This is a genomic window from Ancylobacter vacuolatus, assembly GCF_030813595.1.
Lineage (GTDB): Bacteria > Pseudomonadota > Alphaproteobacteria > Rhizobiales > Xanthobacteraceae > Ancylobacter > Ancylobacter vacuolatus.
The window spans coordinates 151,198-173,036 of sequence record NZ_JAUSUH010000005.1 but is presented as its reverse complement, the minus strand read 5'-3'; the positions used below and the strand labels follow the sequence as shown (position 1 = coordinate 173,036).

The window sequence follows — 21,839 nt, the reverse complement described above, 5'->3', positions numbered from 1 at the left end:
ACGGGTTCCAGCCGCGCGCCTCTTCCCTTAACATCGTGTGTGGGGCAAGAGGCGCGCATGGCTCGGCACACGCACACGGACCTGACCGGAGAAAAGGCGGACGGGGACACAGCGCCCCGCCCGCGCGACGGGCTGTTCATCCGCGTCTATTTCGGCGATGGCCGTCATCTCGGGCCGGGGATGATCGAACTTCTGGAAACCATCCGCACCGAGCGCTCCATCCTCTCCGCCGCGCGAAGGCTCGGCATGAGCTACCGCCGCGCCTGGCTGCTGGTGGACGAGATCGGCCGCAGCTTCCGCCAGAAGGTGGTGGAAACCCATCCGGGCCGCCGCGGCCACGGCACCGACCTCACCCCCTTCGGCGAAAGGCTGATTGCGCTCTATCGCGAGGTCGAGCGCAGCAGCACGGCCGCCAGCCGCGCCGCTGTCGACGAGCTGCGCGCCGCGCTGGCGCCGCTGGAAGCCGGGGCGGAGGAGCCGGCCGAGGGGTAGCTTGGAACCATCAGGGCACGCAGGCGTTACGCCGAGGCGGGCTGTTCCGCCATCGGGGCCACCATGCAGACCATCATCCTCGTCATTCTCATTCTTCTGCTGCTGATCGCCATCGGCGTGGTCGGGCGACGCTCGACGCCGGTGCGCCTTGTGCTGGTGGCGCTGGTGCTGGCGCTGGTCGTGCTCGCCGCGATCGGCTTCGTGCGCGACGAGCAGGCGGTCGGCCCCGGCGTGGCGCCGATCATCGACGCGCCGTAGGGCATTCTCCAGCGACGTGGATTCCGGTTCGCGTGAAGAAAATGCGTAAAGGCAAATACCCAGAGCCTCTTCCGATCAGGTGATTGCGCCTGATCGGAAAGGGCTCTCGCCCAGCTCGAAGGCTTCCGGCCGGCTTCCCTCCACCGCTACCGACTTCACCATCGCCCAGACCGCGAGCCCCGGCCGCAGACCCAGCCGCGCGACGCTCTCGCGCGTTACCATGGCGGCGAGTTGGCCCTCGCCGACCCGCAGGGCGATATCGGCATAGGGGCCGTCCAGCGCCCGCACCGCCTCCACCACCGCCGGCAGCAGGTTGGAGACCGAGACGCCCTCGGGCTTGGTCAGCGCGAGGGCGACGTCGCGCGCCCGCACCCGCGCCCGCACCTTGCCCCCGACCGCGCGGCCCACCTGCGGCACCCACAATTCCCCGCCTGAAAAAGCGAGGGTGGAGAGCCCATAGGCGGCATCGTGGCGAACGACCTCGCACTCCAGCAGCGTGCCGAGGTCGAAGCGTCCGAGCACCGGCAGCATATCCGGCCGCGACATCACCTGCGCCACCGGTCCCGCCGCCACCTGCCGCCCCTCGCTGAGCGCCACCAGCGTGTCGGCGAGGCGCAGCACCTCGTCGAGGGCATGGCTGACATAGAGGATGGGCAGCCCCATCTCGTCGCGCAGCCGCTCCAGATAGGGCAGGATTTCCGCCTTGCGCGCCTCGTCCAGCGCCGCCAGCGGCTCGTCCATCAACAGCAGGCGCGGCTGCGCCAGCAGCGCCCGGCCGATGGCGACGCGCTGGCGCTCGCCGCCCGACAGCGTGTGCGGCCGGCGCGCCAGAAGGTGGCCGATGCCGAGCAGGTCCACCACCGCCTCGAAGCCGATGCGCCGCTCCGCCGCCCGGCTGCGCCGTTCGCCATAGCGCAGATTTCCCTCGACCTTGAGATGCGGAAAGAGCCGCGAATCCTGGAACACATAACCGACCCGCCGCGCCTCGATCGGCACGTCGATGCCACGGGCGGACTCGAAAAACACCTCGCCATCCACGACGATGCGCCCGGCATCGGGCCGCACCACACCGGCAACCGCCTGGATGATGGTGGTCTTGCCGGCGCCCGAGCGGCCGAACAGCGCGGTGACGCCGCTTGCGGGCACGGCGAAGCCGCACTCCAGCGAAAAGCCGCCGGGGCGGGCGAGGCGGAAGTCGACCTCGATCATGTTCACCCCCGGCCGATCATGACGCGGATGCGCCGGTCGACCAGGCTCGCCAGCAGCAGCGAGCCGAGCGCCAGCACCACGGAGACCAGCGTCAGCCGCAGCGCCATAGCGTCGCCATCCGGCATATGGGTCGCGCTGTAGATGGCCAGCGGGATCGTGCGGGTCTGGCCCTCGACATTGGAGACGAAGGTGATGGTGGCGCCGAACTCGCCCAGCGCCGAAGCGATGGCGAGCAGCGCGCCGGAAAGAATGCCCGGCAGCATCAGCGGCAGCGTCACCGAGAAGAACACGTCGAGCCGTGAGGCGCCGAGCGTGCGCGCCGCCGTCTCCAGCCCCCGGTCCACCGCCTCCAGCGCCAGGCGGATGGCGTTGACGGTAAGCGGGAAGCTCACCACGGCGGCGGCCACCGTCGCCCCGGCCGTGGTGAAGATCAGCTTGATGCCGAACCAGGCGTCGAGATACTGGCCGATAAGGCCCCGCCCTCCCAGCGTCAGCAGCAGCAGATAGCCCACCACCACCTTGGGCAGCACCAGCGGCAGATAGACCAGCCCGTCGAGCAGGCTTTTCCCGGGAAACCGCGCCCGTGCCAGCACGAAGGCGGTCAGCACGGCGAAGGGCAGGCTCCAGAACGTCGCCCAGAACGCAACCCGCAGGCTGAGCGTGACGGCGGTCCATTCCTCGGGGGTGAGCATTCCTGCGGCCTTTGATCACGCATCCTTCGAGGCTCGCTGCGCGAGCACCTCAGGATGACGTGGTTCTGATGATCCAACACGTTACGTCATGCTGAGGTGCCGGCCGCAAGGCCGGCCTCGAAGCACGCACCCGGCCCGCCCAGCCGCGCCTGGCCTCACTTCACCACAAAACCATACTTCGCATACACCACCTTCGCTTCCGGCCCGGTTAGGAAGTCAAAGAAGGCCCGCGTCGCCGGGTTGTCCTGGCCCTTGACGATCTCGAACGGGTATTCCACCGGCGGATGGCTGCTGGCCGGGAAGGTGGCGACGACCTTCACGTTCTTGGCGATCGCCGCATCGGTGGAATAGACGATGCCCGCGAGCGCCTCGCCGCGCTCCACCAGTGCCAGCGCCGCGCGCACGCTTTCCGAGCCGACGATGCGGGGCTGCACCTTGTCCCAGGCGCCGAGGCTGGTCAGCGCCGACTTGGCGTAGATGCCGGCCGGCACGCTGTCGGTGAGGCCGGTGGCGATGCGCCCATCCGCGCCAAGGAAGGCCAGCCAGTCGAAGGAGGCGTCGAGCGTCACCGGCTTCGCCTTGTCCGCCGGCATGATCAGCACGAGGCTGTTGCCGATCGGGGTGACGCGGGTCGCCTTCAGCGTCAGGTCCTTGCCCTCGGTGTAGTCCATCCACTTCAGGTCGGCCGAGGCGAAGATCGCCGCCGGCGCGCCGGCCTCCAGCTGCTTGGCCAGCGCCGAGGAGGCGGCGAAGGAGAAGGTCACGTCCTTGCCGGTCTTCTCCTTGTAGAGCTTGCCGATGTCCTGGAAGGCATTGGTCAGGCTGGCGGCGGCGAAGATTGTGGGGGCCTGCTGCGCCTCAACCGCGCCGGAAGCAAGGGAGCCACCGAAAAGGGCGGCAAGGGCGACCGCCGCCACGAGCGGACGGAGAAGCGAGCGACGGGACGGCATGAGGGTCTCCCTGAACCTATATCTGCGTATATACATGTATTTCTCCATATACATGATTGGACGCGGGATTCCAGCGCCAATGCGCGCACACATGGCCGCCGCCACGGGGGTGGCGGCATCGTCAGGAAAGGAAGCCGGGGGACGGCGGCGGAAGGACCGCGTTCTGGCGCCGCGCCGTGTCAGTCGATCATGCCGGTATGGCGGGCGGTGGCGGCCGCCACCTGCTCGGCGGCGGTGAGAAGATCGAGCGCCGGCACATCGCCGCCACGCCCGAAGGTGATCTGCGGCCCGCGACGGACCACGCGGCGGCCGCTGCCATCTTGTTCCAGCGCGAATTCATAGATGTGGTGGGCGACGCGGTGCATCACCCGCACGGTGGAAGGCGACAGGGTGACGACGTCGAAATCGGCGTGCGGCATGGTGCTCCCCTCCCCTAAGGCCCATCCGCAAAGCGGACAGGGCGGCCGCGTGGGCGCGGCTCGGTTGTCGGCGTTCCGCCTGCGGCGGAATGGAGCAGGAACTTTCGTCGAATATTGACGTTGCGACAATGGTAAATCTGCGGGATGCGCCGCTTTGTTGCGCCCGGGCAGGCCTGCGCCGGTCCCCTCGCCCGTGGATTTTCCCGCAACGGACCCCGCCCGCGGGCACCCCGTGGAGCCATGCCTCGTGGACCGGGCGCGCACTGTCGGACTTCCGGCGCTGCGGCCGGACCACCAAGCCGGAGACGCGCTTCAATGAGCCGCAATATGATGCTGATCGTGGCCGCGATCGTTCTTGTGATCGCCGCCTACGCCGCCGTCCAGTATTCGGGACGGATGACCACCCAGCCGACGGAAAGCCCGACCCCGCCCGCCGCGAGCCCGACGGTTCCGCCGGCGGCCGATCCCATCACCCCGCCGCCCCCGGCGCCTGAAATCTCGATGCCGCCCGCGAACGATCCGGCCGTTCAGCCGAGCACCCCGGCCGAGCCGGCGCCGACCACCCCGGCCCCCCTCGATCCGGCCCCGACCGACCCCGCGCCGGCCACTCCGGCCCCCGCGACGCCGTAAGCTCTATGGCTCCCCGCCGCGCTCGCCCGCCATCGCGGCGAGCGCGGCCCTGGCGCGCGGGCTGTCCATCACCGCATCGAGCGGCAGCGACAGCCGGCGCCGCCAGTTCGGCCTCTCCCGGTCCGTGCCGGGCAGATTCACCGCCACCATCTCGCCGGCAAGATCATCGAGTTGCGCCAGCGCCAGCCCGGCATGGGTGCGCGAGACGAAGGCGTGGATCGCCGCCAGCAGCGCGTCGTCCAGCGGCGCCTCCGTGGACGGCAGGGCGGTGATCAGCTCTTCCTGCAGCAGCGCCGCGCCGAGTTGCTCGCGCTCGGTCGCGCGCTCCAGCAGCCCCGCTGCATAGGCATCGGCGTCGATCAGTCCCAGCGCGTGGCGCTCTTTCAGATCCACGCCTTCCCACCAGCCGGCCAGCGTCGGCAGGTCATGCGTCGAGACACAGGCCGCCGCCAGGGCCGGGTAGTCCTGCGGCGGCGTGAACACCCCGGCCTTCTGCTCGAACCACAGCACGCGATAGGACAGCATGCGCTCGGCGTTCAGCTGGTCGCGCATGCCGAAGGGCACGGTGCCGAGATCCTCGCCGACGACGAGGCACTGCGCCCGCGCGCTCTCCAGCGCCACCTGCGCCGCCAGCGCCTCGAACGGCATGGCGAGATAGGCGCCGTCCGAGCCGCGCGCGCCCTCGGGAATGAGGAACAGCCGCCGCAGCCCCATTACATGGTCGATCCTCAGCGCGCCGGCATGGCGCATATTAGCGGCCACCAGCCCGGCATAGCGCTCATAGCCGTCGCGCTGCAGCGCCAGCGGGTCGAAGGGCGGCAGGCACCAGTTCTGACCCTCCGGCCCCAGCGGGTCGGGCGGTGCGCCGATGGTGACGCCCGGCATCAACATGTCGGCCTCGGCCCAGGCCTCCGCCCCGTCAGGCGCGGTGCCGACCGCGAGGTCGCGATAGAGGCCGAGCGACAGCCCCGCCGCCCGTGCTCGCTCGGCCGCGCCGGCCAATTGCCGATCGGCGATCCACTGCTGCCACAGCGCGAAGCGGAACGCCGTCGGATCGGCGCGGCCGAAGGCCTCCACCGCCGCGCCGCCGGCGACGCTCAGCCCCTCCGGCCAGTCGCGCCAGCGTGTGTCGGGAAAGGCGCCGGCGAGAGCCTGGAACAGCGCGAAGCGGCGCAGCGTCTCGCCGCCCTCGGCGACGAAGCGGTCGAAAGCGGCGTCGGGGGCCCGCTCGAAGGCGGCAAACGCCACCTTGAGCGCCGCCTCCTTGGCCGCCCAGACGCCCGGATAATCCACCGCCGCGGCAGCGGCGACGCCGGCAAAGCCCGCGAGGTCGGCGCCCAGCGCGGCGACATCGATATAGATCGGGTCGAGGAAGCGCCGGTCGGAGGGCGAATAGGGGCTCGCCCGCTCGCGCTCGTCGGGGAACAGCGCATGCAGCGGGTTGAGGCCCACCGTGCGCGCGCCGGCCTGCGCCGCCCGAACACCGAGCTCGCCCAGCGCGGTGAAATCGCCGATGCCCTGGTCGAAAGCGTCCCGCCGCAGCGTGTAGAGATGCGTGCCGATGCCGAACAGCCGGCCGCCGCCTGCGAGCCCGGGCGGCACATAGCAGGCCGGCGGGGCGACGGTGAGCCGGCATTCTTCCGTGCCGAGCCGCAGCACATGCCGGCCCGGCGGCAGTTCCGGCAAAGCGAGCGCCCGCAGCACCGCCTGCCGTCCATCCGGCCGCTCGACGCTTCGGCGCGTGCCATCCTCCGGCCGCGCGGCGAGGTCGATCTCCTGCCCATCCTCCAGACGCAGCGTGAGGTCGAGCCGGCGCGGCGCCTGCGCCGCCTCGCCCGCCAGCGTGATCAGCGGCGCCGTGCCCTGCCGCAGCACGGCGGCAAAAGGAATGTCGCGGTCGAAATGCTGGGCGGAAAGCCGGGCGAGGCTGTCATTCGCCTCGCCATGGCTCCCGGCCGGCAGGCCGAGCGCGGCGAGCAGAGCGCGCTTGGTGTCGTCGCCCACCTTCTGCGCCTTGCCGTCGGCGCTGAACCATTGGCCGTCAATGCCGGCCGCACTGGAGAGCTTTTCCAGCAGATCGGACGCGGCGGCGCGGCGCGGCGCGGTCGCCAGCGCTTCCTCGGTGAGGATCAGCACCGCGCGCGGCGCCACCTCGAACGCCTCCTCGATCGTCTCTCCCGCCTCCCGGTCGGGCTGCGCCGTATCGGCCGCCACCCGCCAGACGAAGCCGTCGCGCGGCTCCGGCAGCACCAGCGAATGCGCAGCGTCCGAGGCGTTAAGCGCCACCGCGACGCGGTCGGCCGCCTCCTCGCCGGTGGCCGGCGCATAGAACACCGCCACCAGCGCGCGGGTGCCACCGTCATCCCAGCGCACCGTCCCGCCTCCAGGCGCGCGCCAGTCGACATCGGCGATGCCGCTGCCGTCGACCGGCCGCCCGGTCAGCGGCAACTCGCCGCGCAAAGCGCGATGGCCAAGCCGCAGCTTCACCAGCCGGGCGGTGAAGGCGGCGAGTTCCGCGTCGGTCTTCGACCAGTCGAGCCAGGTGAGGTCGTTGTCCTGCGCATAGGCATTGTTGTTGCCGGCCTGCGAGCGGCCGCACTCGTCGCCCATGGTCAGCATCGGCGTGCCGCGCGCCACCAGCAGCGTCGCCAGCAGGGCGCGCACATCGCCGCGCCGGGCGGCGTTGATGGCGGGATCCTCGGTCCAGCCCTCGACGCCGTGATTCCAGCTCACATTATTGTCGGTGCCGTCGCGGTTGTGCTCGCCATTGGCCTCGTTGCGCTTATTGGCGAAGGCGACAAGGTCGGCGAGCGTAAAGCCGTCATGGGCAGTGACGAAATTGATGCCGCGCGAGAGCGGGCGGTTGCGGCCGGCGAAGATGTCGGAGGAGCCCGCCAGCCGCGTCGCCAGCTCGCCCACAACCCCTTCATCGCCGCGCCAGAAATGCCGGGCGGTGTCGCGGAAACGGTCGTTCCACTCGCCCCAGCCGGGCGGAAAGCGCCCGACCTGATAGCCGCCCGGGCCGATATCCCAGGGCTCGGCGATCAAAGCGAGGTTGCGCAGCACCGGGTCCTGCTGCATGGCGGCGAGAAACGGCGCGTCCGGGTCGAAGCCGTCCGGGCGACGGCCCAGCGTGGCGGCGAGGTCGAAGCGGAAGCCGTCCAGCCCGCAGGCGGCCCAGCGGCGCAGCGCGTCCATGGCGAGGCGCAGCACCGGCGCCCGCTCCAGCGCCAGCGTGTTGCCAGTGCCAGCATCGTTGATCAGGCGCGCGGGGTCGTCGGTGGCGTGGCGGTAATAGGTGGCGTTGTCGAGCCCGCGCAGGCTCAGCGTCGGGCCAAGCGCGTCGCTCTCGCCGGAATGGTTCAGCACCACGTCGAGCACGACGGCAATCCCCGCTTCGTGCAGGGCGGCGATGGTGCGGGAAATCTCGTCGAAGCCGCCCGGCGCCAGGCGCGGGTCCGGCGCGCCGAAGACAACGGGGTTGTAGCCCCAGTAATTGCTGAGGCCGAGCGGCGGCAGATGCCGTTCGTCGATCCACGCCATGCACGGCATCAATTCGACCGTGGTGACGCCGAGGCGCACCAGATGGTCCAGCGCCGCCGGCTGCGCCAGCGCAGCGAAGCTGCCGCGCATGCCGGCCGGAATGTCCTGATGGCGCATGGTGAAACCGCGCACATGCAGCTCATAGAGCACCTGCCGGTCCCAGCGGAACGGCGCGCGGGCCGCAATCGCCGCCGAGGCTTGCGCCGGCTGGATGATCGCCTTCGGCAGGGCGAAGGCGCTGTCGGTCTCGTCGCGCTCCGCACCACTGGCGCGGGCATCAAACATCGCCGCATCCAGCGTGAACGGCCGGTCAAGCCGGCTTGCATAGGGGTCGACCAGCAGCTTGGCGGGGTTGAAGCGGTGCCCCTCCTGCGGCGCCCACGGACCCGCCGCCCGCAGCCCATAGCGCGCGCCGGCCGGCACGCCTGCTATATGGCCGTGGAACACGTCGCCGGTGCGGGCCGGCAGCGCGAGACGGGCGATCTCTTTGTCGCCCGCCGGGTCGAACAGGCAGAACTCGATGCGGCTGGCATGGGCCGAGAACACCGCGACATTGACGCCGCGCGCATCCGCGGCAACGCCGAGCGGCTCCGGGCTTCCGGTCGAGACGGTGAAGTCGCTCACGCGGCCCGCTCCGCCGCCAGGGTGCGGAACAGCGTGTCATACTGGCGCGCGGCGCGTTCCCAGGAAACGTCGGTGGCCATGGCGTTGCGCTGCAGCTTCTGCCAAAGCGACTTGTCCTGCCACAGGCCGGCGGCGCGCTTCAGCGCCATCTGCAGCGCCGGCGTGGTGACGGGCGAGAACTGGATGCCGGTGCCGACCCCGGCCGAGCGCGCCATCTCATTGACGTCGATCACCGTGTCGGCGAGCCCGCCGACCCGCGCCACCAGCGGCAGCGCGCCATAGCGCAGCGCCGAGAGCTGGGTGAGGCCGCAGGGCTCGAAGCGCGAGGGCACGATCAGCATGTCCGCCCCGGCCTGGATGCGGTGGGCGACGCCCTCATCATAGCCGAGCTGCACGCCGATGCGGCCGGGATGGGCGTGCGCCGCCCCGGCGAAGCGGCCCGCCAGATCGGCGTCGCCCGCCCCGAGCAGCACCAGCTGCGCGCCGAGGCCGAGCAGCGTGTCGAGGCTCTCGGCCAGCAGGTCCAGCCCCTTCTGCCAGGACAGGCGGCTGACCACGCCGAACAGCAGCGCCTCGGGATCGGCATCGAGCCCGAACGCCTCCTTCAGCGCCACCTTGTTGGCCACGCGCGCCTTCAGCGACTTGGCGTCGAAGGGCTTGGCGATCAGCGTGTCGGTGGCCGGATTCCAGCCCGCCTCGTCCAGCCCGTTGAGGATGCCGGTAAGCAGATGGCTGCGCGCATTGAGCAGCCCGTCCAGCCCCATGCCGGCATCGGGCAGCAGGATTTCGCCGGCATAGCCGGGGGACACCGTGGTGAGGCGGTCGGCCAGCTGCAGCCCGGCCTTGAGGTAGCCGACCATGCCGTAATACTCGACCCCGTGCAGGCCGAAGGCGTGCGGCGGCAGGCCGAGCATGGCGAATTCATGGGCGGGGAACTGGCCCTGAAAGGCGATGTTGTGGATCGTCATCACCGTGCCGGGCCGCCTGGTGCCGGCATAATAGAGATAGGCCGGGGCGAGGCCCGCCTGCCAGTCATGGGCGTGCACGATGTCGGGCACGAAGCCCGGCACCAGCCCGAGGCCGATGCCAGAGGCCACCGCCCCCAGCGCCGCGAAGCGCCGCGCATTGTCGTCCCAGTCGAGCCCGTTCGGGCCCATATACGGCCCGCCCGGCCGGTCATAGAGATGGGGCGCGTCGATCACGAACAGGTCGAGCCCGCCGGCCTTGCCGTCCAGCAGCGTCGCCGGCGCGCCGAACAGGTCGTCGAAATGGTGCACCGCCTCGCGATGGCCGAGCGCCGCCATCACGTTGGGATAGCCGGGAATGAGCGTGCGCACCTCCACCCCATGGCGCCCCAGCGCGGCCGGCAGCGCGCCGGCCACGTCGGCGAGGCCGCCGGTCTTCACCAGTGGAAACACTTCCGAGACGACGGAGAGAACCTTGAACGATGACACGCCCGATCCCGAATCTTGACGTTGAGTGACGTGACGCCGATCGCCCGCGCCTTACAGCGCGAGCTTGTCGATCATGGTCTGGGTGATGAGGCAGATGCCCTTTTCCGTCCGCCGGAAGCGCTTGGCATCCACCTCCGGGTCCTCGCCGACCACCAGACCCTCGGGAATGCGGACATGCGAATCGATCACCACATTCTTCAGCCGCGCCGAACGGCCGATCTCGACATAGGGCAGGATGACACCGTTCTCGATCGAGCCATAGGAATTGATCCGCACCCCGGTGAACAGCAGCGCCCGGCGCAGCGACGAGCCGGAGATGATGCAGCCGCCCGAGACCAGCGAGGAAATCGCCTGCCCGCGCCGGCCCTCATCGTCATGCACGAACTTGGCCGGCGGGGTGATCTCGGCATAGGTCCAGATCGGCCAGTCGCGGTCGTAGAGGTCGAGTTCGGGGACGACGCCGGTGAGGTCGATATTGGCCTCCCAATAGGCGTCCACCGTGCCGACATCGCGCCAATAGGGTGCCGTTTCCTGGTCGGAGCGCACGCAGGAGCGCGAGAAATGATGCGCCGAGGCCAGGCCGTTCTTGACGATATAGGGGATGATGTCTTTGCCGAAATCATGCGTCGACAGCGGGTCGGCGGCGTCGCGGCGCAGCTGGTCGATCAGGAACTTGGTCTCGAAGACATAGATGCCCATCGAGGCCAGCGCCTTGTCCGGCCGGCCGGGCATGGCGGGCGGGTCCTTCGGCTTTTCCAGGAAGGAGATGATGCGGTCCTTCTCGTCGACATGCATGACGCCGAAGGCGCTCGCCTCCTCCCGCGCCACTTCCAGGCAGCCCACTGTCACGTCGGCGCCGGTGTCGACATGCTGCTGGAGCATGATCTCGTAGTCCTGCTTGTAGACGTGGTCGCCGGCCAGGATGATGATGTGGCGGGTGTCATAGGCCTCGATGATGTCGAGGTTCTGATAGACCGCGTCCGCCGTTCCCAGATACCACATGGTCTCCGAGACGCGCTGGCTGGCCGGCAGCACGTCGAAACTCTCATTGCGCTCGTGGCGCAGGAAGTTCCAGCCGCGCTGCATGTGCCGGATCAGGCTGTGCGCCTGATACTGGGTGGCGACGCCGATGCGGCGAATGCCGGAATTGATGGCATTGGAGAGCGTGAAGTCGATGATCCGCGACTTGCCGCCGAAATACACCGCCGGCTTGGCGCGCCGGTCGGTCAATTCCATCAGGCGGCTGCCACGGCCACCGGCAAGAACATAGGCCATCGCGGAGCGGGCCAGTGGGGCATTCTGCATCGTCGGCCGTGCCATGTGGCGTCATCTCCCTCAGTTCAGGTTCTGCTTAGGTAGGTCGGCCGTGTCGGCGCGGCTTTCCGGTTCCCATTTAAAATAGAGCGTGGCGAGCGGCGGCAGCACAAGGGCGGCGCTGGCCGGCAATCCGTGCGCCGGCTCGTCGACCGCCGTCACCTCGCCGAGATTGCCCATCCCCGAGCCGCCATAGAGCGCGGCATCGGTGTTCAGGATTTCGCGCCAGCGGCCGGCGCGCGGCAGGCCGACGCGGTAGTCGGAGCGCGGCACCGGGGTGAGGTTCGCCACCATCACCACAGGCGCGTCGTCGGCGTCGCCATAGCGGGCCCAGGCGAAGACCGATTGCTGGCGATCGTCCACCACGATCCAGCTGAAGCCCTCCGGCTCGCAGTCGCGCGCATGCAGCGCGGGCGTCTCGCGATAGACCAGATTCAGGTCGCGCACGAGCAGCTGCATGCCGCGATGGTGCGGGCCCATGCCGACCAGGTGCCAGTCGAGCGAGCGCTCCTCGCTCCATTCCCGGCGCTGGGCGAATTCCTGGCCCATGAACAGCAGCTTCTTGCCGGAATTGGCCCACATCATCCCGTAGCCGGCGCGCATATTGGCGAATTTCTGCCAGTCGTCGCCCGGCATGCGGGTGAGGATGGTGCCTTTTCCATGCACCACCTCGTCATGCGAGAGCGGCAGCACGAAATTCTCCGAGAAGGCGTAGGTGACGCCGAACGTCACCTTGTCGTGGTGCCAGGGGCGATAGATCGGCTCGGTCGACAGATAGTCGAGCGTGTCGTGCATCCAGCCCATGTTCCACTTGAAGCCGAAGCCCAGCCCGCCGGCGAACACCGGCTGCGAGACGCCGGCCCAGGAGGTCGATTCCTCGGCGATGACAACTGTGCCGGGATGCTCGGCATAGATGATCTCGTTGGCGCGGCGCAAAAACGACACTGCGTCCTTGTTGTCGTTCGAGCCATCGGGGTTGGGCGACCATTCCCCATGCTTGCGCGAATAATCGAGATAAAGCATCGAGGCCACCGCATCGACGCGCAGCCCGTCGACATGGAAACGGTCGAGCCAATACAGCGCGTTGGCGATCAGCATATTGGCCACCTCCCGCCGGCCGAAGTCGTAGATCGCCGTATTCCAGTCCGGGTGGAAGCCGCGCTGCGGGTCGGAATGCTCGTAGAGCGGCCCGCCGTCGAAATGCGACAGGCCGTGAATGTCGGTGGGGAAATGCGCCGGCACCCAGTCGAGAATCACCGACAGCCCCGCCGCATGCGCCCTGTCGACGAAGCGGGCAAAGCCGGCCGGATCGCCGAAGCGGCTGGTGGGGGCAAACAGCCCGATCGGCTGGTAGCCCCAGGAGGCGTCCAGCGGGTGCTCGGAAATCGGCAGCAATTCGATATGGGTAAAGCCCATCCACTGCACATAGGGGATCAGCTGGTCGGCCAGTTCGTCATAGGTGAGGAAGCGGTTTTCCTCGCCGCGCCGCCAGGAGCCCAGATGCACCTCATAGGTGCTCATCGGCTTGCGGCGCGCCTCGCCCTCGGCACGGGCGGCGATATGGTCGGCGTCGCTCCAGGCGAATGTATCGGTGCGCGCCACGATCGAGCCGGTGGCCGGGCGGAACTCGCCGGCGAAGCCGAACGGGTCCGCCTTCAGCGGCAGCAGCCGGCCATCGGCGGCAACGATCTCGTATTTGTAGATCGTGCCCTCGCCGACGCCGGGCGCGAAAATCTCCCACAGCCCGCTGTCGACGCGCTTGCGCATCTGGTGGCGGCGCCCGTCCCATGTGTTGAAATCGCCCACCACCGACACCCGCGCCGCATTCGGCGCCCAGACGGCGAAGCGCACGCCGTCGATCCCCTCATGCGAATCGGGATGGGCGCCGAGCCGCTCATAGAGCGTGCGGTGGGTGCCCTCGACCAGCAGATGGTCGTCGAGCGGGCCGAGCACGGGCGGGAAGGAATAGGGGTCGTCGAGCAGCCATTCCCCACCCGCATTGCGGGCACGCAGGCGATAGCGTGCCCAGGCCGGGCGGCCGGGCACCAGCCCCTCGAAGAAGCCGGCGGCGTTGCGAAGCTTCAGGGAGGCGATCGCCGTGCCGTCAGGCTCGATGGCCTCCAGCGTCTGCGCATGCGGCACGAAAGCGCGCACAACCAGTCCTTGCGGCGATTCGTGCGGCCCCAGCAGGGAAAACGGGTCGTGATGGCGGCCTGCGACGAGAGCGTCGACCTCCCGTTCGGGCGCCTGCCACGGATGCATCACTGCCAACCCTTCCTGAGCCGAAACACCGGGGACAAGCCCCGTGCGCAGTGAAGGTTCCTCTACCGCCAACACAAAGTCCACACGTCGCAGCCACATAACGCGGCATCAGGTAAACGCCGTGCTACCGGCGGCAGGAGCGGCGGCGGACACGCGCGCGATCGGCCGCGCCCGCCCGCCGCCCGGCACGGGGCAGGCGCCGCCGGCGGTGAGGCCGGCGGCGTTCGTCTAGGGAAGCTCGCTCAGCGGATCGTCCGCACCGGCACGTTCCAGATGTCCTTGGCGTATTCGGAAATGGTCCGGTCGGAGGAGAACCAGCCCATATTGGCGGTGTTGAGGATGCTCGACTTCCACCACGCCGACCGGTTGTTCCAGCGCGCATCGACCTTGCGCTGGGCGTCCCAATAGGCGTCGAAATCGGTCGTGACCAGGAAGTAGTCGTGGTAGCGCAGCGCGTCGACCAGCGGCTTGAAGCGGTCCGGCTCGTCAGGCGAATAGACGCCGGAGCCGACCGCATCCAGCACTTCGCCCAGATGGTGCGAATTGCGGATCGACTCGGCCTCGTCGACGCCGGAGGCGCGGCGCGCCTCGACCTCGGCGGCGGTCAGGCCGAAGATGAAGATGTTGTCGTCGCCGACATGCTGCTTGATCTCGACATTGGCGCCGTCAAGCGTGCCGATGGTCAGCGCGCCGTTGAGCGCCATCTTCATGTTGCCGGTGCCGGAGGCTTCCATGCCGGCGGTGGAGATCTGCTCGGAGAGGTCCGCCGCCGGGATCACCACCTCGGCGAGGCTGACATTGTAGTTGGGCAGGAACACCACCTTCAGCAGGTCGCGGACCGTGGGATCGTCATTGACCACCTTGGCCACGTCGTTGGCCAGCTTGATGATCAGCTTGGCCATCTGGTAGCTGGCCGCCGCCTTGCCGGAGAAGATCTTCACCCGCGGCGCCCAGTTCTTGGCCGGGTTGGCGCGCATCGCGTCATAAAGGGCGATGGTCTCCAGCACGTTCAGCAGCTGGCGCTTGTACTCGTGGATGCGCTTGATCTGCACGTCGAACAGCGCGCCGGGATTGACCTTGATGTCGAGCCGGTCGCGGATGAGCCGGGCCAGCGCCACCTTGTTCTGCCGCCGCATCGCCATGAAGCGGTCCTGCAGCGCGGAATCCCCCGCCAGGGCTTCCAGCTTGGTGAGCTGGGAATAGTCGTCCAGCACGCCCGGCCCGCACACATCCACCAGCAGGTTGGTGAGGCCCGGATTGGCCTGGTAGAGCCAGCGGCGGAAGGTGATGCCGTTGGTCTTGTTGTTCATCCGCTCGGGGAACAGGCGGTAGAAATCCTTGAACACCGTAGTGGTCATCAGGTCGCTGTGCAGCGCCGCCACGCCGTTGATCGAGTGCGAGCCGAGGAAGGCGAGATTGCCCATCCGCACCCGCCTTCCATGGTCTTCCTGGATCAGCGACACCGAGCCGAGCAGCGCGTCGTCGCCGGGGAATTCCGTGCGCACCCGCTCCAGATGCTTGGCGTTGAGCTGGTAGATGATCTGCATGTGGCGCGGCAGCACCCGCTCCATCAGCGGCACCGGCCAGGTCTCCAGCGCCTCCGGCAGCAGCGTGTGGTTGGTGTAGGAGATGGTCCGCACCGTGATGTCGAACGCCTCGTCCCACTCGATGTCATTCTCGTCGACCAGCACCCGCATCAATTCGGCCACCGCGATGGCGGGGTGGGTGTCGTTGAGCTGGATCGCCACCTTGTCCGGCAGCGAGCGCACATCGCCGAAGCTGTCGACATGGCGGCGGATCAAATCGTGCAGCGAGGCGGCGGTGAAGAAATATTCCTGCCGCAGCCGCAGCTCCTGCCCAGCCGGGGTGGCGTCGGAGGGATAGAGCACCTTGGAGATCGCCTCGGCCTTCACCTGGTTGACCAGCGCGCCGACATGGTCGCCCTGGTTGAAGGCGTCGAGCCGGATCGGGTCGGCGGCGCGGGCCGACCACAGGCGCAGCGTGTTCACATGCCGTCCGCGCCAGCCGACGATCGGCGTGTCATAGGCCACCGCCTCCACCGTCTCGGCGGGATGCCAGACCTGCTTCTTGCGGTCGGCGCCGATGGCGATCGCCTCGACCGAGCCGCCGAAGCCGATGTCGTAATAGACCTCGGGCCGCTCGAACTCCCAGGGATTGCCGAAGGACAGCCAGTCCTCGGGATATTCCTGCTGCCAGCCATTCTTGATCATCTGGCGGAACAGGCCGTTCTCATAGCGGATGCCGTAGCCATAGGCGGCGATGGACAGCGTCGCCATGCTGTCCATGAAGCAGGCGGCGAGCCGGCCGAGGCCGCCATTGCCCAGCGCCGCGTCCGGCTCCACCTGCCGCAGCCGGTCGAGATCGACGCCGAGATCGCCCAGCGCCGAGCGCGCCGTCTCCAGCATCTCGATATTGGTCAGCGCGTCGAACAGCAGCCGGCCGATGAGGAATTCCAGCGAGAGGTAATAGACCCGCTTGCGCCCTTCCGAATAGGTCTGGCGGGTGGAGGTGATCCAGCGGTCGACGATGCGGTCGCGGGTGGCGAAGGCGGTGGCGAGGAACCAGTCGCGATCGCTCGCGGCGGCCGGGTTCTTGCCCACCGCATAGGTGAGCTTGGAGATAACCGCGGCACGGAACTTGGCGACCTCGTCGCCCTGCGCGGAAATCGGGCGGGCGGAGTTCTCCGGCGTGTCCAGCATCTTCTCTTCAACCTCGACTGACATGTGCAGCTTATGCTCCCGTTGCGGCTTTCCTTCCCCCTGTGGGGCGGAAGCGCCGCCTGATCTCACCTGTGCCGGATGCAACCTTTTGGCCAACTCAACCGGCGCGGGGTTCCCGCTCAATGGCGGCCAGGGCGAGCACCAGCCATCCGAGGATGAGCATAGTCCCGCCGATCGGCGCGGCCATAGGAAATACCACGATGTCCCAGAGCGCCCGCAGCGCCAGCGCACCGCTGAACAGCACCGTGCCCAGCGCGATGATGCCGGCCCCGACGCTGGCGAAGGACCAGCCCGGCCCGCGCACCACCGCCAACGCGCAGCCTCCCACCACGGCGCTCGCCCCCAGCATGAGGAAGGTGGCGGCCGTGGTCAAATTTGGCTCCGCGGTCAGGTGTGCGCCCGCCGCCGCCGCCGCCACGCCGGCCGCGCCCATCAGGCCGGCGAGAAACACCAGAAGTCGGCGAAAGGCATTCATGGCTCTGCTCCGCTTGGCTGGCCGTCCGTGGCGATGACATGGAAGAAGGTTCCCGAGACCCGCCCCCGGCGGCGTCCCGCATCGCCCATCCCTTTACCTTGACCATCGCTCAGCGCGACCAGCGGCGCATCGTCGCCCGCTTGTGTGACGCTGGCATAATGGAACTCGTGGCCGCGCAGCCTTGTCCCCACCGGCCCGAGCGGCGAGGCATGAAGCGTCACCGCCCTTCGGTAGCCGAGATTGAGCCGGCGCTTGGCAAAGCTGGTGGCATGGCCGAGCAGGCCGAGCATGGCGTGCTCGCGTCCCTCGGAATCAGCGATCGACTGGCCCAGCACCATGAAGCCCCCGCATTCGCCATGCACCGGCCGCGTCTGGGCGAAATGGCGCACCCCATCGAGAAAGCGGGAGGCTTGCGCCAGCCTTTCCCCATGCAGTTCGGGATAGCCGCCGGGCAGCCAGCAGGCATCGGCCGTCGCGTCCGGCGCCTCATCGGCCAGCGGCGAGAAGGGCAGGATCTCCGCCCCGGCCCGCCGCCAGCCGGCCACGAGATGCTCATAGGCGAAGGAAAACGCCACATCCTGCGCCAGCGCGATCCTCTGGCCGGGCGGCGCCAGCGCCACCGGCGCCGGGCCGGAAGCGGGCAGCGGCGCCCCCAGCACACGGAGCGCGTCGAGGTCGATATGCGCTTCCGCCCGTTCCGCCAGCGCCGCGAGCTGCGCGGCCAGCGCGGGGTGTTCGCCCGCCTGCACCAGGCCGAGATGCCGCTCTGGCAGGCGCACCGCCCCATCGCGCGGCAGGCTGCCCAATATCTGGATGCCCAGGCTAGCAATGGCGGCACTCGCCTGCAGGCGGTGCCGCTCGCTGGCCACCTGGTTGAGGATGACGCCGGCGATCCGCACGCGCGGGTCATGCGTGGCGAATCCCCGCACCACGGCGGCGGCCGATTGCGACTGGCCTGAAATGTCGAGCACCAGCACCACAGGCAGGCCGAGCCGGGCGGCGAGATCGGCCGCGGCGCCGCTGCGCCCGGCCTCGCCCTCAATGCCGTCGAACAGGCCCATCGACGCCTCGATGAGCACAAGTTCCGCCCCCGCCCCCGCCTCCGCCGCCAGCGCGTCGATGAGAGCGGGCGGCATGGCGAAGCTGTCGAGGTTCAGTCCCGGCAGGCCGGTGGCGGCGGCGTGGAAGGCGGGGTCGATATAGTCCGGGCCGGACTTGGCCGCCCGCACCCGCACCCCGCGCGCCCGCAGCGCCGCCGCGACGCCGAGCGTCACCGTGGTCTTGCCCGAGCCCGAGCGCGGCGCGGCGATGATGAAGGCGCGGGCGGTCATGGGCGACGCTCGGTATTGGCATCCTTCGAGGCTCGCTGCGCTCGCACCTCAGGATGACGGCGATCTGAAAGAGCTACGTCATCCTGAGGTGCTCGGGCTGTGCCCGAGCCTCGAAGGATGTTCATCCGGCGTGCCCTCATTCCCGCCCCCTGAACCGCCGCTGATATCCGGCGTCATAGAGCGCGCTCTCGCGAAAATCCGCTGGCGCCAGCGCCTTGCCCACCAGAATGAGCGCCGTGCGCTCCACCGGCTCGGCGGCAACCTTCGCGACGATGTCATCCAGCGTGCCGCGAATGACCCGCTCGGTCGGCCGGCTCGCCTCCACCACGACAGCCACCGGGCAGTCCGCGCCGTACAGCGGCGCCAGTTCCGTCACCACCTGTTCCAGCGCATGGATGGCGAGGTGGATGGCCAGCGTCGCCCCGGTGGCGCCGAAGGTGGAAAGCGTCTCGCCCGCCGGCATCGCCGAGGCGCGGCCGGAGACGCGGGTGATAATGAGGCTCTGCGCCAGTCCCGGCACGGTGAGTTCGCGCCCCAGCACCGCGCTGGCGGCGGCGAAGGCCGGCACGCCGGGGGTGAGCGTATAGGCAATCCCGTGTTTCTCCAGCCGCCGGATCTGCTCGGCCACCGCCGAATAGATCGACAGGTCGCCGGAGTGCAGCCGCGCCACATCCTGCCCCGCCGCCTGCGCCGCGACGAACTCCGCCTCGATCTCGTCCAGCGACAGCGGCGCGGTGTCAATGAGGCGCGCCCCCGCCGGGCACCAGCCGAGCACGTCAGGCGGCACGATCGAGCCGGCATAGAGGCAGACCCGGCAGCGGGCGATGAGGTCGCGCCCGCGCAGCGTCATCAGATCCGCCGCGCCCGGCCCGGCGCCGATGAAATGCACGGTCACGATGTCTGCGCCTCCTTCTCCGCTTCCCGCGCGAAGGCGCAGGTCACCGGTCCTAACACGTAGCGCGGGCCGATCAGCGCCGAGCGTCGCCCCGCCACCGCCAGCGCCGAGGCCTCGGCGACCGAGGGCACGCCCATCAGCGCCACCACGCGTTCGGAATGGGTCATCGCCCGCGTGCCCGCCGCCTCCAGCTGGCGCTGCGGCACCATGACGAGCAGCAGGCCGAGATCGAGCGCCGCCTTGATGATGCCGGCCTCGCTGCCCTTCGCCGCCGGGGTCGCCATCAGCGAAATGTCGCACAGCTTCACGCCATGGCGCTCCATCGCCCCGCGCAGCGCGGCGCAGACCTCCTCGGCGGTAACGCCGCGTCGGCTGCCGATGCCGGCGACGATCATGAGACGGCCCCCGGCTTGGTCCAGCTCCATTGCGTCACCGGCATCGCCGGCCGCCAGCCGGTGAGCCCGCCCACCGGCACCGCACGGGCGACGGAAAGGCGGACAAGCGCCCCGCCCAGCGCCGCATGGCGGGCGATCAGCAGCGCTTCGGTTTCCAGTGTCACCGCATTGACCACCAGACGGCCGCCGGGCCTGAGCGCTTCGAGCGCCGCCTCCAGCACGCCGGGCTCGCCCGCGCCGCCGCCGACAAAGATCGCGTCCGGCGCCGGCAGGCCGGAAAGCGCTTCGGGCGCCCTTCCCTCGACGATCTCCAGCCCCGGCACGCCGAGCGCGTCGGCATTGCGCCGCGCCCGCGCCGCCCGCTCCGGCCGTTCCTCGATGCCGATGGCGGTGAGCGAGGGGTCGGCCAGCATCCATTCAATGCCGATCGAACCGGCTCCGGCGCCGATGTCCCACAGCAATTCGCCCCGGCGGGGCGCGAGGGCGGAAAGCGTCACCGCGCGGATCTCGCGCTTGGTCAGCTGGCCATCATGCTCGAACAGCTCGTCCGGCAGGCCCGGCGCGCGGGCAAGGATGCGCGCGCCCTCCCCCGCCGCCACCTCGATGGCGACAAGGTTCAGCGGGTCGATATCGGCGAGCGGGAAGCCCTCGGCCGGGGCGCGGCGCACCCGCGCGCGCGGGCCGCCCAGCGCCTCCAGCACCGAGAGTGTCGAGCCACCAAAGCCGCTTTCCGCCAGCAGGCGCGCGATCTCGCCCGGCCCGGCGCCGTCGGAGGTCAGCACCAGCAGCCGCCGGCCGGGATGCAGATGCGCCCGCACCAGATCGAGCGAACGACCATGCACGGTGAGGCACCCCGTCTCCGCCAGCGGCCAGCCGAGCCGGGCGCAGGCGAGGCTGAAGGCGGACGGGGCGGGGAAGGCGCGCATCTCGCCCGCCGGCACCTGCCGCGCCAGCGTGGCGCCGACGCCATGCAGGAACGGGTCGCCCGAGGCGAGCACGCACACATTCCGCCCACGCAACGCCAGCACCTGCTCGATGCCGCGCGCAAACGGGGTCGGCCAGGCCCGCGCCTCGCCCTTTACCGCATCGCCGGCCAGCGCCAGATGCCGCGCGCCGCCGAACACGACCGAAGCCGCCTCCACCGCCGACCGCGCGGCGGGGGAAAGGCCATCGAGCCCGTCCTCGCCGATGCCGACAAGGGTGAGCCAGCGGCCGCCATCGACGAGGGCGGGCTCGGCAGTTGACGCGGTCGAGACGATGGTTTCACTGCCGGGCATGAATGCGTCCGATAAGAGCCGGGAGGCCGGCGCCCCGCGCCTGCTCATCCTTGGCGGCACCGCTGAGGCCCGCGAACTCGCCACGGCGTTGCAGGCGCGCGGGGGATTCGCGCTCAGCCTGTCCCTTGCCGGGCGCACGCGCAACCCGCTCCCCTCGGACGCCCCCACCCGCTCGGGCGGCTTCGGCGGCGTGGAAGGTCTCGAAGCCCATCTCAAGGCCGAGCGCATCGACGCGCTGATCGACGCCACCCACCCCTTCGCCGCCACCATGTCGCACAATGCCGCGCAGGCCGCCCGCCGCGCCGGCGTGCCGCTGCTCGCCCTGCTGCGGCCGGAATGGCCGCGCCAGCCGGGCGATATCTGGAGCGAGGTTGCCGACATTCCAGAAGCGGTGGAAAAGCTCGGCCCCGCCCCGCGCCGGGTACTGGTGGCGCTCGGCCGCAACGAGGTGCGCGCGCTGGAGGCCGCCCCGCAGCACCATTATCTCGTGCGCAGCATCGATCCGGTGGAGCCGCCGCTCGCCGTTCCGCAGGCCCGCTATATCGAGGCGCGTGGCCCCTTCGCGGAGGAAGACGAGCACGCTTTGCTCACCGCCCACCGCATCGACGCGATCCTGTCGAAGAACAGCGGCGGGGAAGCGACCTATGGCAAGATCGCGGCCGCCCGCGCGCTGGGGATCGAGGTGGTGATGGTCGCCCGCCCGCCCCGCCCGCCGGTCGAGACGGTGGCGAGTGTCGGCGAGGTGCTGGCCTGGCTGAAGAAATTCGGCCGCGCTCTTTAGCCCTCTCCCCGTCGGGGAGAGGGTTAGGTGAGGGGCGCCTGCGGGCAAGGGCCGGCCATCGCCCTCACCCCAGCCCTCTCCCCGCCGGGGAGAGGGA

At 69.7% G+C, this 21,839-nt stretch carries 18 protein-coding genes; 4 read left to right on the top strand and 14 right to left on the bottom strand.

Going from position 1 to position 21,839, the window contains the following annotated elements; translation table 11 throughout:
* Positions 1-57 precede the first annotated feature (57 nt).
* On the top strand, positions 58-492 hold the full coding sequence (locus J2S76_RS13230) for a winged helix-turn-helix domain-containing protein (protein WP_307060912.1): 435 nt from the start codon (positions 58-60) through the stop codon (positions 490-492).
* A gap of 63 nt (positions 493-555) precedes the next feature.
* Complete coding sequence (locus J2S76_RS13225) at positions 556-750, top strand: hypothetical protein (RefSeq protein WP_307060911.1); 195 nt, start codon at positions 556-558, stop codon at positions 748-750.
* A gap of 75 nt (positions 751-825) precedes the next feature.
* On the opposite strand, the gene modC is transcribed toward J2S76_RS13225, so the two are convergent.
* The 4 genes from modC to J2S76_RS13205 all read right to left on the bottom strand — a co-directional run bounded on the left by modC (position 826) and on the right by J2S76_RS13205 (position 4,020).
* Complete coding sequence (gene modC, locus J2S76_RS13220) at positions 826-1,959, bottom strand: molybdenum ABC transporter ATP-binding protein (protein WP_307060910.1); 1,134 nt, start codon at positions 1,957-1,959, stop codon at positions 826-828.
* A gap of 2 nt (positions 1,960-1,961) precedes the next feature.
* Positions 1,962-2,651 (bottom strand): molybdate ABC transporter permease subunit, encoded by a 690-nt coding sequence (gene modB / locus J2S76_RS13215; RefSeq protein ID WP_307060909.1) that lies wholly within the window; start codon positions 2,649-2,651, stop codon positions 1,962-1,964.
* Between the two features lie 155 nt (positions 2,652-2,806).
* Complete coding sequence (gene modA / locus J2S76_RS13210) at positions 2,807-3,601, bottom strand: molybdate ABC transporter substrate-binding protein (RefSeq protein ID WP_307060908.1); 795 nt, start codon at positions 3,599-3,601, stop codon at positions 2,807-2,809.
* A gap of 179 nt (positions 3,602-3,780) precedes the next feature.
* Positions 3,781-4,020, bottom strand: coding sequence for a hypothetical protein (locus J2S76_RS13205; protein WP_307060907.1), 240 nt, complete (start codon positions 4,018-4,020; stop codon positions 3,781-3,783).
* A gap of 315 nt (positions 4,021-4,335) precedes the next feature.
* Between J2S76_RS13205 and J2S76_RS13200 the strand changes: the two genes are divergently transcribed.
* Complete coding sequence (locus J2S76_RS13200; RefSeq protein WP_307060906.1) at positions 4,336-4,650, top strand: hypothetical protein; 315 nt, start codon at positions 4,336-4,338, stop codon at positions 4,648-4,650.
* A 3-nt stretch (positions 4,651-4,653) separates the two neighbouring features.
* Here J2S76_RS13200 and glgX read toward each other — a convergent pair whose 3' ends face one another.
* The 10 genes from glgX to cbiE form a co-directional block, all read right to left on the bottom strand.
* Entirely contained in the window at positions 4,654-8,817 is a 4,164-nt protein-coding gene (gene glgX, locus J2S76_RS13195) for a glycogen debranching protein GlgX (protein ID WP_307060905.1), read from the bottom strand.
* On the bottom strand, positions 8,814-10,271 hold the full coding sequence (gene glgA / locus J2S76_RS13190; RefSeq protein ID WP_307060904.1) for a glycogen synthase GlgA: 1,458 nt from the start codon (positions 10,269-10,271) through the stop codon (positions 8,814-8,816). The genes glgX and glgA overlap by 4 nt, the downstream gene beginning before the upstream one ends.
* Before the next feature lie 51 nt (positions 10,272-10,322).
* On the bottom strand, positions 10,323-11,591 hold the full coding sequence (gene glgC / locus J2S76_RS13185; protein ID WP_307060903.1) for a glucose-1-phosphate adenylyltransferase: 1,269 nt from the start codon (positions 11,589-11,591) through the stop codon (positions 10,323-10,325).
* Positions 11,592-11,606: 15 nt separating this feature from the next.
* The gene (gene glgB / locus J2S76_RS13180) at positions 11,607-13,847 is read right to left on the bottom strand and encodes a 1,4-alpha-glucan branching protein GlgB (protein WP_307061159.1); all 2,241 of its coding nucleotides are present in this window, start codon (positions 13,845-13,847) and stop codon (positions 11,607-11,609) included.
* A 242-nt stretch (positions 13,848-14,089) separates the two neighbouring features.
* Positions 14,090-16,591: a glycogen/starch/alpha-glucan phosphorylase gene (locus J2S76_RS13175; protein WP_307060902.1), complete on the bottom strand. Its 2,502-nt coding sequence runs from the start codon at positions 16,589-16,591 to the stop codon at positions 14,090-14,092.
* A gap of 94 nt (positions 16,592-16,685) precedes the next feature.
* The gene (locus J2S76_RS13170) at positions 16,686-17,063 is read right to left on the bottom strand and encodes a DUF423 domain-containing protein (protein WP_018387231.1); all 378 of its coding nucleotides are present in this window, start codon (positions 17,061-17,063) and stop codon (positions 16,686-16,688) included.
* A complete protein-coding gene (locus J2S76_RS13165) occupies positions 17,060-18,394 on the bottom strand; it encodes a cobyrinic acid a,c-diamide synthase CobB (RefSeq protein WP_307060901.1) in 1,335 nt (444 codons plus the stop codon). Before J2S76_RS13165 ends, J2S76_RS13170 begins: the two co-directional genes overlap by 4 nt.
* Before the next feature lie 136 nt (positions 18,395-18,530).
* The gene (gene cobM, locus J2S76_RS13160) at positions 18,531-19,289 is read right to left on the bottom strand and encodes a precorrin-4 C(11)-methyltransferase (protein ID WP_307060900.1); all 759 of its coding nucleotides are present in this window, start codon (positions 19,287-19,289) and stop codon (positions 18,531-18,533) included.
* On the bottom strand, positions 19,286-19,684 hold the full coding sequence (locus J2S76_RS13155; protein WP_018387234.1) for a cobalamin biosynthesis protein: 399 nt from the start codon (positions 19,682-19,684) through the stop codon (positions 19,286-19,288). The genes cobM and J2S76_RS13155 overlap by 4 nt, the downstream gene beginning before the upstream one ends.
* The gene (cbiE, locus tag J2S76_RS13150) at positions 19,681-20,961 is read right to left on the bottom strand and encodes a precorrin-6y C5,15-methyltransferase (decarboxylating) subunit CbiE (RefSeq protein ID WP_307060899.1); all 1,281 of its coding nucleotides are present in this window, start codon (positions 20,959-20,961) and stop codon (positions 19,681-19,683) included. Before cbiE ends, J2S76_RS13155 begins: the two co-directional genes overlap by 4 nt.
* Between cbiE and J2S76_RS13145 the strand changes: the two genes are divergently transcribed.
* Entirely contained in the window at positions 20,960-21,742 is a 783-nt protein-coding gene (locus J2S76_RS13145) for a cobalt-precorrin-6A reductase (protein WP_307060898.1), read from the top strand. The genes cbiE and J2S76_RS13145 overlap by 2 nt on opposite strands.
* The last annotated feature ends 97 nt before the right edge of the window (positions 21,743-21,839 follow it).